The sequence below is a fragment of the Lactiplantibacillus modestisalitolerans genome (assembly GCF_005405425.1).
Lineage (GTDB): Bacteria > Bacillota > Bacilli > Lactobacillales > Lactobacillaceae > Lactiplantibacillus > Lactiplantibacillus modestisalitolerans.
Genome location: NZ_BJEA01000016.1, coordinates 72,384 through 89,195 on the forward strand (window position 1 = coordinate 72,384; position 16,812 = coordinate 89,195).

Below are 16,812 nucleotides of genomic sequence, written 5' to 3' on the forward strand. Positions count from 1 at the left end.
ATTATGCTAAAATGAAAGATAATTGTTGTGTTTACACAACCCGGTGTACGGATCAAACTTTTATTTTTGCTACCTATTTAGGCCGTCCGGGTCTAAATAAATCTGTTTATAGGGAGTTTTGTTAATGATTTACAAAGTTTACTACCAAGAAACCAAACAACGGAACCCACAACGGGAAACAACTAAGTCACTCTACTTAGAAGCTGACACCGAAGTTGCTGCCCGCGTTTTAGTGGAAGATAATACGAAGTACAACATTGAGTTTATCGAACCGTTAGAAGGTAACTACTTGGATTATGAACAAAAAAATCCAGAGTTTCAACTAACGGAGTTTAATCAATGAAACGGTTAAACGTTAAAAATAATGAAACCGCCGTTTTTGCAGTCGGCGGTTTGGGCGAAATTGGGAAAAATACCTATGGTATCCAATTTCAAGATGAGATTATTCTGATTGATGCCGGAATTAAATTCCCCGAAGATGAACTTCTCGGAATTGATTACGTCATTCCAGATTATTCTTACCTAGTTGCAAACCAGCAAAAAATAAAAGCACTCGTCATTACGCACGGGCATGAAGATCACATTGGCGGGATTCCATTCTTACTTCAACAAATCAACGTTCCAATTTATGCTGGACCACTCGCATTGGCACTGATTAAGGGTAAGTTGGAAGAACACGGGCTTCTGAAGACGACCGAATTACACGAAATTAATGAAGATACCGTTCTGAAGTTTCGCAAAACGCGGGTCTCGTTCTTCCGGACCACCCACTCAATTCCCGATACGTTAGGAATTGCCGTTCAAACCCCACCTGGCACCATTGTGGAAACTGGAGATTATAAATTTGACCTGACACCAATTACCCACCAGCCACCGAATCTACAACGAATGGCTAAGCTTGGTGAACACGGTGTCTTAGCATTGCTTTCCGATAGTACTAACGCGGAACGACCAATTTGGACGAAGTCTGAACAGTGGGTCGCCCAATCGATTCGACGGATTTTTGAACAAGTCGAAGGCCGCATCATTTTTGCCACCTTTGCTTCAAACATCTCCCGAATTCAAGAAGCAGCTCAGGTTGCATTAGAACATCACCGTAAAATTGCCGTCTTTGGTCGGAGTATGGAAGCCGCCATCGTTAATGGTCGGGAATTAGGCTATCTCAATATTCCCGACGACGCAATGGTTGATGCAAACGACATTCGCTCGTTACCAGCAAATAAAGTGATGATTCTTTGTACCGGGTCTCAAGGTGAACCGATGGCCGCCCTATCGCGAATTGCCAATGGTACTCACCGGCAAATTTCCGTTCAACCTGGCGACACCGTCATTTTCTCAAGTTCACCAATTCCTGGGAACACGCTTAGCGTAAACCACGTCATTAATGAACTTGAAGAAGCTGGCGCGCACGTCATTCACGGAAAAGTTAATAACATCCATACTTCTGGTCACGGGGGCCAAGAGGAACAAAAGCTAATGTTACGTTTAATGAAGCCTAAGTTCTTTATGCCGATTCACGGTGAATACCGGATGCTGAAAATCCATACGGAATTAGCCGAACAGTGTGGGGTACCACTTGACCACAGCTTCATTTTGGAAAATGGTGACGTGTTAGCCTTTACCAAGGATTCAGCCCGCGTGGCTGGCCACTTTGGCGCTGGCGACGTTTACGTTGACGGTTCCGGGATTGGCGACATTGGTAACGTGGTCCTACGTGATCGTCAGGTTCTTTCCGAAGAAGGACTCGTCGTGGTCGTTGCCACGATCAACTTGAAAAAGAAAGAAATTCAAGCCGGTCCAGACATTCTTTCACGCGGGTTTGTCTACATGCGTGAATCTGGCGACCTAATCAATGAGGCTCGCCGACACGTTTTCCGTACGATTCGTCGTAAAATGAAGTCAGATAAAGTTAGTGAAGCAACGATTCGTAATGCAATCATTGATGATCTTCAAAGTTTTCTCTTTGACAAAACTGAACGTCACCCAATGATTTTACCGATGTTGATTATGAACTAACCACTTGCCGGAACGATCATGTTCCGGCTTTTTGTGGTGAAAGGGTCAGTCCCGACTGACTTGATTTTTGTGAGGTGTAAATTTGATTGCTGAATACTACATTATTATCAACGCACTGGCGGGCTCCGGACGTGGGCAGACGGTTTGGGATACGGTCAAGCCGATTCTAGAACAGCGTCAAATTAAGTTTGGCTTTGCAGTCTCCGAGTACGCAGGTCATACAACCCGACTCGCTGCCCAGTTCGCCGCCCGGGTTAGGCCGCGCGCTGGCGTTACGGACGTTCTGCTCGTTATTGGTGGTGACGGCACACTCAATGAAGCACTGAACGGACTCAAACAGGTCCCCAAGCACACCCCGATCCCCCTCGCCTACATTCCAGGAGGGTCTGGGAACGATTTTGCCCGGGGACTCGGAATGGCAACTGATCCAGAAATTGCATTGGCCCAAATCTTAAACAATATGCGGGCCCGCCCGCTTGCCATCGGCTACTACCACGAAACGTTTAAAAATGAACACCGTTACTTTGTCAACAACGTTGGTTTAGGCTTCGATGCTCAAATCGTGGACGATACCAATCGTAGTCGTCAAAAGGGCCGGTTAGGCCGGTGGTCCTATTTAAGTAACGCCATTAAAGCCTACACGCAACAGGAGGGCTTTCCACTAACGGTACACGTTGGCCGCAAGCGGGATTATTACCGCCACGCCTTCCTGTGCACGACATCTAACCATCCCTACTTTGGGGGCGGCGTTAAGATTTTGCCGGGCGCTAACCTCCATGACGATCAGCTCGAATTAATCGTCGTTGAACAACCCCACTGGTGGATCGTCGTCTGGTTATTCCTGGGCCTGCTAATGGGTGGTCGACACCTAAAGTCACGCTTCGTGCACCACTACCGGACAAATAAGCTCCACCTACTCGTTAATTCGGTGGAAATTGGCCAAATGGATGGCCAAATTATTGGTAATCGAAACTACGACCTCTATTTATCAACTGAAAATTACCCTTTTTGGATTGATACCAGTATCCATGATCACCACGAAAAATGAGTTTACAAAAAACGTGCGTCAAAAACCCAGTTGGCTTTTGGCGCACGTTTTAGTTATTAGTATAAGACGACACACAAGGGGCTATGACTAATGTCACGGCCCCTTATTCGTTGGCTTAATCCTCTGAAGCGTTGATTGCTTCCAGAAGCATGTCAAGCTGTTCACATTTTTCGGATAAGTGACTGACACGTTCATGTAAGTGCGGATAAATCGTCACAACCCGTGAGTGATCCTGTTGACGCACAGCCAGTCCCTTTAATCGTTCTAGCTCCGTATTCGCCGCTTGGTATTCTTCCAGGATCTCAAACCTGTTACTCACTTTAACACTTCCCTTAGCATCTAAAATATGGTCAGGTTCCCGCGTGCGGGAACTAAAAAAACAGCTAATTTAATATACCACAAAGCGCCGCTAGATTAAATCCCCAAGCGCAAAAAAACGGGCGTTAACGCCTAATGCCCCGGCAACGACGCTGCTGACCGTTTTGATTAGTAACCTAACGTGCCGATGAGAGGTCTAACCGCAAACAAAAAAGGGATCCAACTACTAAAATACTAGTAGCGGAATCCCCCATTATTGACGTTATTTTACCGTTCCAGCAAAGCTTGGCATGAAGTACGAACTAATCGTTTGAACCTTCACGTTTTCACCCGGTTGTGGTGCGGCAACGAATTGATTATTACCAATGTAAATGGCATCGTGATACGTCGACCCACGTGAACCCCAGAAGAGGATGTCGCCTGGTTGGGCGCTCGCAACTGAATGAGTTGTTACGTAGGATTCTTGCATAATCGTATTATGCGGTAAACTAATACCCGCGGCGTGTTGATAGACGTAGGCAACTAGTCCAGAACAGTCCATCCCAGATAAGCTTGAGCCACCCCAAACGTACGGGATGTTCGCACTAGCCAACTTCAAAGCTAAGCCGGTAACTGATCCAGTAGCCAAATCACTAGTACTGGTCGTCGCCTGACTCGTTGAAGAACTGGCTGCGGCCTGTGAAGCACTACTACTGGTGGCTTGGGAGCTGCTTTGGCTCGCACTGCTCGTAGCCTGCGAACTACTGCTGGTGGCCGTGGTTTGGGTCGCAGCCGCTGCGTTCGTGTTAGTTGGCGTCGTGGTCGTCGCAGTTGCGTGACTAACCGTCGTCTTCTCCGCAACTGGTTGTTGCGTGGTCGACGAGCTAGTTACCGAGCTCGACGAACTTGCCTGACTGCTAGCTTGACTCGTCGATGCTGCCGACTGCGTTGATTGGCTACTTACCGTTGAAGTACTACTCGTGGCTTGCGAACTAGTGCTTGAACTAGTTTGGCTGGCCGTACTAGTAGCTTGACTACTTGACTGGCTAGTAGCTGCCGCACTGGTTACTTGAGTTGCACTGGCAGACGTCGCCTGCGTGGAACTAGCACTCGTAACCGTGGTTGAACTTGCGCTCGTCGCATCACTTGTACTTGTGGTTGCTTGCGTTTGGCTGGTAGTTGTTGCAGAAGTAGCCTGCGACGTCCCCTGACTGACGCTCGCTTGTGATGCGCTACTTACTGAACGAACGGCCGGACTAGTTTGTGTTTCCGCCTGACTAGCAGGGGTTTGCGTCTTAGCCGCTTTAACCGTTGTTGCTGGAACCTTAATGGCTTGACCAGTGACAATCAAATCGCCATCAATCCCGTTTAACTGTTGTAAAGCGTGAACGGACGTATTGTACTTGTCCGCAAGCGCCCACAAAGTATCACCAGTCTGAACCTTATATGTAGACTTAGTGACCTGCGCAGACCCCTTGGTTGCTTCCTTAGTGGTTGTCCCACTGATTTGCAGTTTCTGACCAACATAAATCAAATTTGAGTTGCCATTAAGGGCTTGTTTGTTTAATTGTTCAATACTTTTAACCGAAACGCCGTGTTGCTGGGCGAGATCCCATACCGTATCATGGGCGTTGACTGTGACCGAGGCCGCGTTGGCAGCTTGTCCCGTAGCAAGCAATAATCCAACGGCACCAACCGTACCGGCTAGGACCTTGCCCGTTGTATGTGCTTGTGACATCTAATTCACTCCTTTAGCAAATTCTAACAAATCCAGATAACTAGTGTTAATTCTTAAGAAAAGCTTAATACCTTTTACAAATCATAATTTTATTGTAGCACAATTTAGAAAAATACATACCAGAATTACTCGTTTTTTTGTAAAACAATCCGTTAATTTTAATAGATAGTTGGTAAAGTCAATGACGACGCGGTTCCCCGCACATCAAGTTTTTAACCGTTTTCCTAAATCTAACAGTTGGTAAGCACAAAATTTAGTTGTATTAGCCAATTAATTTTAACGCAATTTTCTGTCAGCTTGTTGCCCGCAATCAAAAAAGACGTCCAGTAAACGAATCCTGAACGCCTTTTTAAGGCAATTATTAGTTATTCTTGCGGATCGAACAACCGGTCGACCGGTTGTTGCGCGTGAATCAGCCGAATCGCGTCGCCGAGGAGCGGCCCAACTGATAATTGAACGAGTTTTTCAAACTGTTTAGCCGCCGGAATTTGAATCGTATCGGTGACGATCACCTTTTCTAGCGGTGAAGCTTGCAGCAACGCAGCCGCGTCCTGTGAAAAAATGGCGTGGGTGGCGCAACCATAAACCTTAGCCGCCCCAGCCTTCGCTAGCGTGCGGGCGGAAACATCGAAGCGCGTCCCCGTATCAATCATGTCATCGATTACGATGGCAATTCGATTACGAACGTCCCCAATGATACTGTCCGGAACCGCATGGTCGTCTTCTGGATGGCGGTTATCAATGATTGCAATTGGCGCCCCCAGCAGTTCCGCCAACTTCCGCGCACGTGAAACGCCGGCGTGGTCTGGTGATACGACCACTAAATTATCGGTAATCCCGCGATCTTTGAAGTAGCTCGCCAAAATAGGCGCCGCAACTAGGTGATCAACTGGAATATTAAAGAACCCTTGGATCTGCGCTGCGTGCAGGTCAACCGTTAGAATGCGGTTGGCGCGGTCTTTTTCCAATAAGGTGGCAATTAGCTTAGCCGTAATTGGTTCGCGTGAACGCGCCTTACGATCCTGTCGTGAATAGCCATAATATGGAATCACGACGTTAATTTCACTCGCACTCGCCCGGCGAAGCGCATCGATCATAATCAATAGCTCTAAAATGGTATCGTTAACGGGATCAGAAATCGACTGAATAACGTACACCTCTGAGCCCCGAATACTCTCATCAATGCTAATCTGAATTTCACCATCACTAAACCGTCTCACCGAACTTTTACCTAACGGAACGCCAACGCGCTTAGAAATCTTCTTTGCTAAGGGCAAATTAGAATTCAGCGCAAATAACTTAAGGTTGGAATAAGCTTCATCTGCTGACATAACGACCTCCGTAAAAATAATTTCATCATCTAGTTTAATTATAACAGTAACCTCAAAATTAGAAACGCTTGACGTACAGTTTAATTTAACGAATCCGGCTTACTTTACGCACCGGCCACCCGGGGCATGAAATCAATCGGGGTCACTCCGTCCATCCCAATCATTGGATCAATTTGACCGCTCTGCGCTTTGGCCGGTGTTAACCGGTAATCCGCCGGTCCATCACTGGTCGCCAAATCAGCACCGGCTGAATTCGGGCTTGGCGCCGTTGCGGGATTGCTAGTCGTAACTTGGTCATCAGCAGGCGGATTCGCTGCTTGCGACGTCGGCCGTTCCACCCGTTCACCCGGCGCAACTTCATCGGTAAAGACCTGCTTTAGACGCTTAGTTAGCGTCGTTTGGCGGTTAACCGATTCGTTAGTCACACTCCGCTCAAAGGATTGCGGATCACCTAATAAAATCAACATTTGTTCAGCCCGCGTTACCGCCGTATAAAGCAGATTGCGCTGTAACATCCTTGAAAACTGCGGAACTAATGGTAGGATCACCATTTTAAACTGGCTCCCTTGGGATTTATGGATCGACATACTATACGCCAATGTCAGCCGATTCCAATCACTCCGCTGATAAGTCACTTCATTTTGATCAAACGCAATCACGAGTTGGTCTTTTTTGGCTTCATTATGGGGATCATTTGCCAGATCAATCCCAACAATCTGACCAATGTCACCATTAAAGACGTTATTTTCTGGTGAGTTAACTAAGTGTAAAACTTTGTCGCCAACCCGAAAATCCTGTCCGTTGTACGTTAAATGCTTTTGCTTGGCCGTTTTAAGCGGATTAAAAATATTTTGAACCGTTTGGTTAAGCTGATCAATCCCCGCAGAACCACGATACATGGGGGCTAAAATTTGAACTTGCTCAGCCGTGAAGCCCTTCTTGAGTGCCTTAGCCACCACTTGGGCCACAATGTGGTTCACTTGGTTAGCATTACAACTAATAAACGAGCGGTCCGACTGGTTAACCGTAAAGTCCGCGGGTAAGCGGCCGTCCTTAATCGCGTGTGCCAGGGGAATAATACTCGAATCGCCGTCTTGCCGGTAAATCCGCGTCAATTCAATTTGCGGCAAAGCCGGACTAGCCAGTAAATCGTGAAATACTTGACCCGCTCCCACCGATGGTAACTGGTCCTTATCACCAACCAGGATTACTTGCATCTGGTTAGGCACCGCCTGAAGCAGTAGCTGGAATAGGCTTGTATCCACCATTGACATTTCATCAATAATCAAGAGGCCCCCGTCTAGCTCCTTAGTTGGCTGTTCCGGGCCGTCCTCGCGCCCCGTTAATCCAAGCAAGCGATGAATGGTGCTTGCCGGAAGGTCGGTCGTTTCCGCCATTCGCTTGGCCGCCCGACCAGTTGGCGCTGCCAAAAGGATGGGAAACGCCTCATCGTGGTACTGGTTAACGTCTAAGGAGACGTCGTGTAATTCCGCATATAACGCAACCAAGCCACGAATAATGGTTGTTTTACCGGTCCCTGGTCCCCCGGTTAAGAGAAACACGGGAGCTGAAATCGCGGCTTTAAGCGCCTGCGTCTGAGAATCGTCATAAGTCAGATTACTAGCCTTAGCAACGTGTTGAATAGCGCGTTCAACGGCCCGTTCACTCGGAACGTCCGCTTGCTCGGCCGTCGTGAGCCGCTTTAAATTCTCAGCAATTCGCCACTCCGCTTCATAAACTGGTTGCAAGTAGATGCGGTTCTCATCACCAACGATTTTATTTTCTTTGGCTAATACAATTAGCTGGTCTGCCAGCGTTTGGGGGTCAATTTGAACGTGGCGTGCTTGTTCCAATAGTTGCATGGTTGCAGTTAACAATGGTTCAGCCGTCGTATACGTATCACCGTTTTGCGCGCAGGTTTCATTAATCGTCGTTAGCAAGGCCGCTTTCAACCGTTCTGGTGAGCGCGGGTCAATTTTTAACTGAGCTGCAATTTGGTCCGCCTTTTTGAAACCGACCCCTTTAATATCCGTAACGAGCTGGTACGGGTTTTCTTGAATGACGCTCAGCGTATCCGCCTGATACTTCGCATAAATCGATGCCGCTAGCCGGCTACCAAAACCATAGGCATTCAGACCAATAATCGTTTGTTCAAGCCCGTTATTCACGCGCAACGTATCCAGCAAAGTCTGCTGAACCCCCGCCCGCAGTCCAATCGGCTTTAAAACTTTCGGGTCGGCCAGAATCAGATCGATGGCTTGTTCACCCAGTGTATCCACGATTCGTTCGGCCGTTCGCTTTCCTAAGCCGGGGAAATCACTCCCCGACAAGTAGGCAATTAGCCCACTCCGCGAAGTGGGCGTTTCATTTTGGTAATTGTCCGCTTGAAACTGCGTCCCGTACTTGGGGTGCCGGACACTGCGGCCGGTAAACCGGTAAGTCGTCTCTTCCTGAATATCAGCAAAGTTCCCGGTAACGACGATTTCGTCCTCGTGCCAGTCAATGTTTTGTTCCGCAACTTTGACAAGTAACACCTTATAAAAACTATCCGGGCTACTAAAAAAAGTGGCAACCACCTTCCCCACAACGTAGTGGGCCTGGGGCTGAGCTACCGCATCTTGCGAAAATAAACTTTGTTGATCATCAGTCACGGGGCATCCTCCTTACTTTGCCGTGGATTCATTGGGCATCATCTTGTTGATTCGTTCGTTGGCTCGCCAACATTTTTTCAATATCCGTTAATTGTTGTTGATGCTGTTGATAATAAGTCGCATCGAGCGCCTGCGCCTTAGCAAACCAGTCCGCATACGGTTGGCCGACGACCATCGCCGTTAAGCCAGCGTTAAACGCTGCCTTCCCCGAATGTGGGTCCAACTTAAAAGCATTTTGATAATAATCAAACGCTTGCTGATTATTGCCCATAGCAAGTAAAATGTCTGCTACTAGCAAGTTGGCGTCATAGTCGTTTTTGCGACTTTCTTGGGCCGTTAGTGCATACACCAAAGCGTGTTGATAATCGCGTTTAGCCATTAGGGATTGCGCCATCATTAAGTAGGCATCCGTTCGTAATTGCTGGTCCGTAATTTGCTGATAATACGGCAAGGCCCGGTCATACTCCTGCGCTTGATAATAAACGTTCCCCAGTGCATACCGCAACTGATCTGCGGCTTGCGGTTGCTGGTCAAATTTTCCAAGCGCCTTCATGGCTAATTCCTCGGCCTGCTCAAAATCTTGGCCAGCCGTTAATAAAACCACCAACTCATAATAGGGTTGGTAATCATCTGGATGCGCATCAATCGTCGCTACGAGTTGATGAACCAGTGCCTGCTGCTGGGCCTTGCTAGGTCGTTTATTTTTTGCCATCCAATCGCTCCTTTCACTAAATGGTATCCGTGGGATCCAACTTACGGGAGAGGTACGACGTATCGTTCCAATCTAATAATTTATAGTGCTTCCCGCGGTCCCGGGTTTCTAAGATAGTTGTGGACGTATTGGCCAACCCACCCCGCTCACGCAAAGTGGCTAGAGACGCACCCAGTAAAGTGTTGACGAGCGCGTTTAAGGCCGCCCCGTGACTCACAATTAAAACGTTATCTTGACGCTTGGGGTTAGCCGCAACGATTTGATGGATTGCCGGTAACATTCGCTTTAATAATTGTTGAAAGCTTTCACCGTTGATTGTCGACGGGTCATACTGATCAGGATGGTAACGAAACGCTTCAAACTCTGCGGGAAACTGCTTGGCAACGTCGGCAAACGCCATCCCTTCCATCTTACCAAGGTTAAATTCTCGGAGCCGACTCAAGACGGTAATTGGCAAATCAGGACGCTGCAAATCGGCCTTAATGGTCATCGCCGTATTACGCGCACGCTTTAACGGGCTCACGTAAATGTGTTGCAACTCGATGTCCCGCAACGCTGCCGCTAATTCATGGATTTCTTGATAACTCGCGGGTAACAACGGCGAATCACCCTGAGACCCCTGATAGCGGCCCTCCAAATTCCATTCCGTCTTACCATGCCGAATAAATAATAATTTTGTCAATTGATTACTTCCTCATTAAAATAGTTTCCGCGTCGTGCTAATCTCTATCCATTATGACAGTTTTCAAGTCAGTTTTCAAAAATGATTTTACCATGGCCGTCCTCACTCGCTTGGGCGGTCCGCCCCGGACCACCCTACTTTTCAGCGGGACCGTTTACCAGCTGATTAGTCCATGTTCATCCCCAGACGTACTCAATTGCATTTACTGCCATTAATTAAAATTATGTTAACTAAAGAATTGCTTTCTACGACTCTCAGCAAGTAGCGGCACAAAAAAGGAGCCGGGTTAATTCCCAGCTCCCACTTTCTACAACTTATGACAACCACTCATCTCACTGCTAACTAGCCGGCACGAGCGCTAACGTCCACGTTAGCGTACTATGATAGGTCCCAACGCTCGCCAGCGGATTGGCATCCAAATGAAGCGTGGTTGGGGTTAAATCAAACTGCCGACTCTGTTGCCCCGCCTGGGTTTGAATCCCCACTGCGGCTCGATTGGCATTCACCGTTTGCTTAATTTGGCCCGTTGAATCAGCTAACTCCAGTTGTGCGTTACCAATTGCCGGCCCCCCCATCGTACTAAGGGGGGCTAGGCTAACCGTTAATTGCCAGTCATTGCCGACCGTTCGTTGATCACTCACGCTTAGCGTATGGGTATTGTTACCATCGTAAGCATCACCACTTGCAGCCTCCGCCGTCGTCTTTAAATCGACCCCGCGACTAAGTTCGGCAACGCTGACCCGGCCAAAATTAAAGTTGGGCACCGCCGTCAAATTCAAACTACCACCCGGTGTAACCGTTAACCGGGCCGCGTTACTCGTAACCGTCTTGGTTTCACCATTCAGCGTATAGCTTACCGTCGCATAATAAGACGTCCCATCATCATCAGCGTACGTGGGTTTTGGAACCGTATAACTATTAGCTGTCACGTTCAGCGCGGTCGCTTGTCCGTCCTTGACTCGGTACCAGTTGGTGACTTGCACCCCGGCTGGTAAGCCTTCCAAGGTAAACGTTGCCGGGGTCCCTTCCACGACCTGAATATCTTGAATAGAACCCACAACAATATCGGTGCTTGCAGAATACCCGTTACTAGTGGCGGTAATCGTCACCTTCCCATGGTCATGGGCCATACCACTAGTATCAGTCGAAGCCGCCGTTGCGGTCACGACCCCGTACTGATCAACCGTCGCCAAACTAGGATCACTACTCGTCCACTTAACGTCGTCGGTCGCATCACTAGGGGTCAGGTTTGCCATCGCAAGCGTGACCTGCTGATTATACAACACAGAATCCGCCACGCTGCCGCTAATCCCCGTAGTGGGGATCCGATTAGGCTCAACCGTCACCGTACTAATGCGTGACCAGTAATCCGCGTAGGTTCCCAGCCCCGAATAATCGTACTGAACTTGAAACTTTAACGCTGTCGACTGCGTCACGGTTGGTGCGGTAAACGTGTAAGTTGAACTATTGGTTCCAACCTTAGTATAAGTGGTACCACCATCGGTAGATTCCCACCAAACGTACTTCCGACTGCCGATTAAGCTCGTTGCGGCTTCCAATGCACTCCGTTGCGCCTTCGCCGAAAGGGTGACGGTCTCGGCTGAAACGGCCCGCGTATCTTGCGGTTGGGCGGTAAAACCGCCTGCCAGGTTGACCCCTAAAATGGAACTCGGGGCACTACTCGCTGGCTGCGGCGCATCCGCAGCTTGAGCCGCGCTACCAACCAGCATGCCGAAAAAGCAACTGACGATTAATAACATCAGCCATCGAATTGGTTGGCGCATTGCTTCTCACTCCTCACGTGATCGGTGTCTGCCGATCCAGTATGCCGCACCTAGTAATCCGATGACTCCAACAGCTGCTAACGTAATCCAGAGCAACCAAGGTTGTGATTGTGGTTGCTTCAGCTTCCGATTATGTTGTTGGGCGCGTTGCGTCGATAACTCAAAGTGCTCACTGAACTTCCAATCACGTTTGCCAGTGGTCAAATGCAGTTTCAACAAATAGTCACCTGCAGATAAGGTGCGTTTTCCTAAATTAACTTGATAATTGAACCAACTATTGGGCGCCATGGAACCATTCTTAAGTTGCTGGGTCGCAATGGTTTTGCCCGTCGACTGCTGAATAACTTGAGCCTCAATCTTCATTTGGCCAAATAAAACTGGCGTCACGTTGCGAATCTTGGCACTCACCGTTGGCTGTTGATTGGTATCGGCAGTCTTAACCTGGGCCAAGCGTAACTCAACTGGCACCGTCCGTGGCTGACACCACATTGAAACGGCCACCACTTCCGCGTAACGGTTACGTAATGCAAAGCCCCGTTTCGCCTTCGTGGTCGTTGCCTGACTCTTCGTATCGGTCACAAAGATGCCACCGAGCACTTGGCCACTAAACCCCGCCCGTGGGATCCGACTCCGAAACGTCACGGTTTTTGCTTCCTTAGGTGCTAATTCGACGGTCACGGCCGGAGACGTCATCTTAGTAAACGTCGTCGTTGCTGACGGGTCTTGCCTTGGTGACGGCACGTAAACCGCTTGACCACCGTCCGCGGTCGTTGCGTTAATCGGCATAATGCGGAGCGTTTTTCGACTGGTCGCAGGATTGCTGACTTTAACTTGTAATTCCTGGCTCGCGTTTGGTTCAACTTTTAAATCAAAATAACTCGTTCGACGATCAATTTGATTATCCGGAAGAATCGGGGTGACCGTAAAATTGCTCGTCGGTGTTTTAGCAGCCATAGCCGTTAAACCGCTCCCAATGAACGTCAGCACTAGCATGACCACTAACCGAATCAACTTATGCATCCTAACACCCCTTCCTAATCAATTCTGACCGACCAACTTAACTAACTGGCAGGCGTTGCCGCTGGTGCGTTCTGCAATGCCCAGTACAAAGTTGCCGTGTAGGTCCCCGATGAAATCGTCGGCTGCTTAGAAACGTCCAATGAACTACCCGTCGTCGTTGCCGTATTTTGACCTTCACCAGAAGCCGCACTAGCATCCCAAATCGTCTGCGGACTCGTTACCCAAGCCCCCGGTGCCACCGTTGACTGTGAAAGCTTAACGGAAGTCGGATTACTGGTAGCCGTATTATCAACGGTGCCCTTCGTTGCGTTTAAATTCAGCACCGCACTAGTCACCGTTGAACTGTCGGCCGCGGTGAAGTTGCCGAGGCCAACCGTCAGGGACCAGCCCGCATGGTTCCCACGGTAATCACTGACCGAAAGGCTCCCGGTACCATTACCATCATAACCACTGCCACCGCTAGTATTGCCCGTCGCAGCCGTTAAACTGGTATCTTGACTAGCAATATTTTCGACCCCAGTATTATTAAGCAAAATGTTTGGAACCGCATTCAAAGTTAATGCGCCGGGTGTCACTTCAAATTGAGCGTTCGACTGGGCCTGACCATTACTCGTTTCATCAGCCGCATAACCGCCCGTAATGGTCGTTAAATTATCCGAAGCCGTTCCCGGACCAGCTGCTAACGCGCCCAGTGGAAAGAGTGCCAACGTTAGTAACGTTGCACTACTAGCTAAGCCACTAAAAATTTTGACTTTTTGCATTCTCGTTTCCTCCGTTTCTTGATTACGTTGCATGGTAACTACTTGCTGAACTCCTATATAAACTCGTTTCCTGATCAGTCGCTCACCTCCCATATTTAACTTCAAGTTTAGATTAGCACCGTTAACCCATTTAATCCCGGTTTAAACATTTGTTAATTAATTAACCGTATTTATCCGGCGATGTACAAAATTAGTGTCCAACCTAACTCACCATTTAATCAACCAAACTGGCTTCAAATCATGCTTCTCAAAACTAAAAATCCGCGCGCCGGCCCGTTCAATTTCAACGGAACCCGACTCGCGGATGCGGTTCAACTTTATTTTTTCAAGGCGTCGTCTAACGCACTGACCCCGGTAATCGGACCCACGACCGTTAAAACGTCGTTGGTCGACATCATGTCGGTCGGCTGCGGGGCAACGTTAATCTCCTTACCGTGCTTAATCGCAATCACCGTTAACCCAAACCGTTGCCGTAATTTTAAGTCAATCAGATTTTGATTAACGAAGGTCGGGTCGGTGATTTCGATGGCAGCCAGCGTATACTCGTCGCTAAGGTCGATAAAGTTCAAGATGTGGTTCGATAATAATTTACGTACCACGCTATGCCCCATATCGCGCTCCGGAAATACGACCTCGTCGGCGCCGACGCGCTCCAACACCCGACCCTGATCACTCGTTTCGGCCTTCGCGATCACCTTCTTGGCGCCCTGCTCCTTACTCAGCATCGTCGTTAAGATGCTCGCTTCCATGTTATTACCGATTCCAATAATGACATAATCGAACGTATCAATGTTCAAGTCGTGCAGCACTTCTTCATCGCGGGTGTCCGCAATCAAGGTTTGCGTAGCAATGTCCATTAATTCGTTGACTGGGCCTTCGTGGATATCAACGGCCAAAACATCCTGATGGGCTTCCGCCAAAGTCCGCACAACGCTTTCACCAAATCGGCCTAACCCAAAGACCGCAAAACTTTTTTTCATGTTCTTACCTCTCATTATTAACCAATTAAGACATTTTCAACCGGGTACCGAATAGTGTTGACCTTCGTCTGCCGTTTCGATAAGGCGTACAGCGACGTAAAGATTCCTACCCGACCAATAAACATTAGTAACATGATAATAATCTTACCAATCACCGTTAAATCCGGCGTCAATCCCAAGCTGAGACCCACCGTCCCAAAGGCGGAAAGGACCTCAAAAAGGACGTACTCTAACCCAAAGCCGTCCGGAATTTTTTCCGTTTGACTTAAAATCAGCGTCGCAACCGTCATCACGATACTTGCCAAGAAAACTAATAATAACGCCCGGCTAATGTTGTCCTGACTAAAGCGCCGGTGATTAAATTCAACGTCACGCCGCCCCCGAATTTGAGCGATACTTTGAAACATCAGTACCCCAAAGGTCGTCGTCTTGATCCCACCGGCAGTCGAGCCAGGAGTCCCACCAATAAACATTAGAATCATAATCACGAATAAGCTCCCGGCTTGTAACTGGGAGGTCGGCATGGTGATCAGCCCAGCGGTTCGCGGTGTGACACTCAGAAATAGCGTGTTAATCGTTCGAATAAACCACGGCGTTCCCTCCGGTAATAGCTTCAAATCCCGCTCCGTCACGAGCAACAAAATAAAGCCAATCACGAAGAGACTGAGGGTCGTTAGTAACGTCAATTTAGAGTTCAACGTTAACCGTTTACGTTCATGATATAGTAACAAGTCCCGCCAAACTAAGAAACCTAGTCCACCGGCAACAATCAGCACCATCGTCACAATGATCACGTACGGATCGTCCCGAAACGCCATGATACTATCGCCAAAAACATCAAAACCGGCGTTGCAAAAAGACATCACCGAATGATACATCGACACGTATAACCCGCGTCCCCAACCAAACCGGGGGACAAAGTCCAATGCGAGTAAACCGAGCCCGCCAAATTGAAACATCAGCGACAGGCCGATGACGTACCGCATCACACTCTTCGTATCACTTAAGTTTTCGAGATTCAAGGCCGCTTTGACCATTAACTGCGTCGAAAGACCGATTCGCCGCCGCATAATGTTAAATAGTAAGACCGCGAACGTCATGTAACCAAGCGCCCCCACTTCGGAGAGCCCCAAAATCACCATCTGACCAAAGGTACTCCAGTGTTGCGCCGTATTAACGACCGTTAACCCCGTAATACAGGTCGCAGAAGTCGCCGTAAACAATATGTTGATAAAACTCGTACTTTGTCCGGGCGCTGTCGCCCACGGTAAAGCTAGTAGAATGCACCCAATTACAATCAGGATGACAAAGCCGGCCACCATTTTCTTTGACAACGTATCAAATAATTTAATATTTGCCAGTCGTTTCATTGATTAATCCATCCTCATCAAAATCTATTCCTATTTAGCTTAAGCAACCCGCACTAGAAAAGCAAGCACCCACCGGCGATTCTTAGCTGATTCCGGTAAAAATCTCACTTTTTTAGCGAAAAATGGCCAACCATTACCCGTAGTCGACTATTTACTGCAAAAAAGAGGACTATGGTAAACAGTATTGAGTTGTTAAAAAATTCAGTCGCACCGTCCTTATTAAGATAAGACCAGCCAGTAGCGGCAATCTCCACGCACATTGGTGCAGAAAAGATCTCCGAATGTTAATAGTCAAAACGTGCGCCAAAAAAAGGGGGCTATGATATTTGGTGTTGATCTATTAAAAAGGTTGCCAATTGAATTTTCAATCAGTTCGTTGTGATTAGCGAAATAGCAAGCAAGATTACATTATATTTAGTAAC

At 48.2% G+C, this 16,812-nt stretch carries 14 protein-coding genes; 3 read left to right on the plus strand and 11 right to left on the minus strand.

Annotated features, from left to right (window positions below; translation table 11 throughout):
* Positions 1 to 124: 124 nt before the first annotated feature.
* From FFM79_RS10005 to FFM79_RS10015, 3 genes are all read left to right on the plus strand, one after another.
* A complete protein-coding gene (locus tag FFM79_RS10005) occupies positions 125 to 343 on the plus strand; it encodes a DNA-directed RNA polymerase subunit epsilon (RefSeq protein WP_137643337.1) in 219 nt (72 codons plus the stop codon).
* The gene (gene rnjA / locus FFM79_RS10010; RefSeq protein ID WP_137643338.1) at positions 340 to 2,016 is read left to right on the plus strand and encodes a ribonuclease J1; all 1,677 of its coding nucleotides are present in this window, start codon (positions 340 to 342) and stop codon (positions 2,014 to 2,016) included. The genes FFM79_RS10005 and rnjA overlap by 4 nt, the downstream gene beginning before the upstream one ends.
* An 82-nt stretch (positions 2,017 to 2,098) precedes the next feature.
* Positions 2,099 to 3,064 (plus strand): diacylglycerol/lipid kinase family protein, encoded by a 966-nt coding sequence (locus tag FFM79_RS10015; protein ID WP_137643339.1) that lies wholly within the window; start codon positions 2,099 to 2,101, stop codon positions 3,062 to 3,064.
* A gap of 115 nt (positions 3,065 to 3,179) precedes the next feature.
* Here FFM79_RS10015 and FFM79_RS10020 read toward each other — a convergent pair whose 3' ends face one another.
* The 11 genes from FFM79_RS10020 to FFM79_RS10070 form a co-directional block, all read right to left on the minus strand.
* Positions 3,180 to 3,383: a hypothetical protein gene (locus FFM79_RS10020; protein ID WP_137643340.1), complete on the minus strand. Its 204-nt coding sequence runs from the start codon at positions 3,381 to 3,383 to the stop codon at positions 3,180 to 3,182.
* Between the two features lie 261 nt (positions 3,384 to 3,644).
* On the minus strand, positions 3,645 to 5,099 hold the full coding sequence (locus FFM79_RS10025; protein WP_137643341.1) for a C40 family peptidase: 1,455 nt from the start codon (positions 5,097 to 5,099) through the stop codon (positions 3,645 to 3,647).
* Positions 5,100 to 5,464: 365 nt separating this feature from the next.
* Complete coding sequence (locus tag FFM79_RS10030; RefSeq protein WP_137643342.1) at positions 5,465 to 6,430, minus strand: ribose-phosphate diphosphokinase; 966 nt, start codon at positions 6,428 to 6,430, stop codon at positions 5,465 to 5,467.
* 104 nt (positions 6,431 to 6,534) lie between these two features.
* Positions 6,535 to 9,081, minus strand: a complete 2,547-nt coding sequence (gene recD2, locus FFM79_RS10035) for an SF1B family DNA helicase RecD2 (RefSeq protein ID WP_137643343.1) — start codon at positions 9,079 to 9,081, stop codon at positions 6,535 to 6,537.
* 28 nt (positions 9,082 to 9,109) lie between these two features.
* On the minus strand, positions 9,110 to 9,793 hold the full coding sequence (locus FFM79_RS10040) for a tetratricopeptide repeat protein (protein WP_137643344.1): 684 nt from the start codon (positions 9,791 to 9,793) through the stop codon (positions 9,110 to 9,112).
* A gap of 16 nt (positions 9,794 to 9,809) precedes the next feature.
* Complete coding sequence (locus FFM79_RS10045; RefSeq protein WP_137643345.1) at positions 9,810 to 10,475, minus strand: histidine phosphatase family protein; 666 nt, start codon at positions 10,473 to 10,475, stop codon at positions 9,810 to 9,812.
* 338 nt (positions 10,476 to 10,813) lie between these two features.
* A complete protein-coding gene (locus tag FFM79_RS10050; protein WP_137643346.1) occupies positions 10,814 to 12,259 on the minus strand; it encodes a WxL domain-containing protein in 1,446 nt (481 codons plus the stop codon).
* Positions 12,260 to 12,265: 6 nt separating this feature from the next.
* On the minus strand, positions 12,266 to 13,279 hold the full coding sequence (locus tag FFM79_RS10055) for a WxLIP family cell surface protein (protein WP_137643347.1): 1,014 nt from the start codon (positions 13,277 to 13,279) through the stop codon (positions 12,266 to 12,268).
* A 41-nt stretch (positions 13,280 to 13,320) separates the two neighbouring features.
* The gene (locus FFM79_RS10060) at positions 13,321 to 14,040 is read right to left on the minus strand and encodes a WxL domain-containing protein (RefSeq protein ID WP_137643348.1); all 720 of its coding nucleotides are present in this window, start codon (positions 14,038 to 14,040) and stop codon (positions 13,321 to 13,323) included.
* A gap of 317 nt (positions 14,041 to 14,357) precedes the next feature.
* A complete protein-coding gene (locus FFM79_RS10065; RefSeq protein ID WP_137643349.1) occupies positions 14,358 to 15,020 on the minus strand; it encodes a potassium channel family protein in 663 nt (220 codons plus the stop codon).
* A 17-nt stretch (positions 15,021 to 15,037) separates the two neighbouring features.
* Positions 15,038 to 16,390: a TrkH family potassium uptake protein gene (locus tag FFM79_RS10070; RefSeq protein WP_137643350.1), complete on the minus strand. Its 1,353-nt coding sequence runs from the start codon at positions 16,388 to 16,390 to the stop codon at positions 15,038 to 15,040.
* Positions 16,391 to 16,812 lie beyond the last annotated feature (422 nt).

Coding starts and splice junctions, on each gene's coding strand:
- FFM79_RS10060 (WP_137643348.1), bottom strand. CDS start 14,040: ATGCAAAAAGTCAAAATTTTTAGTGGCTTAGCTAGTAGTGCAACGTTA.
- FFM79_RS10005 (WP_137643337.1), top strand. CDS start 125: ATGATTTACAAAGTTTACTACCAAGAAACCAAACAACGGAACCCACAA.
- FFM79_RS10030 (WP_137643342.1), bottom strand. CDS start 6,430: ATGTCAGCAGATGAAGCTTATTCCAACCTTAAGTTATTTGCGCTGAAT.
- FFM79_RS10065 (WP_137643349.1), bottom strand. CDS start 15,020: ATGAAAAAAAGTTTTGCGGTCTTTGGGTTAGGCCGATTTGGTGAAAGC.
- FFM79_RS10040 (WP_137643344.1), bottom strand. CDS start 9,793: ATGGCAAAAAATAAACGACCTAGCAAGGCCCAGCAGCAGGCACTGGTT.
- FFM79_RS10025 (WP_137643341.1), bottom strand. CDS start 5,099: ATGTCACAAGCACATACAACGGGCAAGGTCCTAGCCGGTACGGTTGGT.
- FFM79_RS10070 (WP_137643350.1), bottom strand. CDS start 16,390: ATGAAACGACTGGCAAATATTAAATTATTTGATACGTTGTCAAAGAAA.
- FFM79_RS10050 (WP_137643346.1), bottom strand. CDS start 12,259: ATGCGCCAACCAATTCGATGGCTGATGTTATTAATCGTCAGTTGCTTT.
- FFM79_RS10055 (WP_137643347.1), bottom strand. CDS start 13,279: ATGCATAAGTTGATTCGGTTAGTGGTCATGCTAGTGCTGACGTTCATT.
- rnjA (WP_137643338.1), top strand. CDS start 340: ATGAAACGGTTAAACGTTAAAAATAATGAAACCGCCGTTTTTGCAGTC.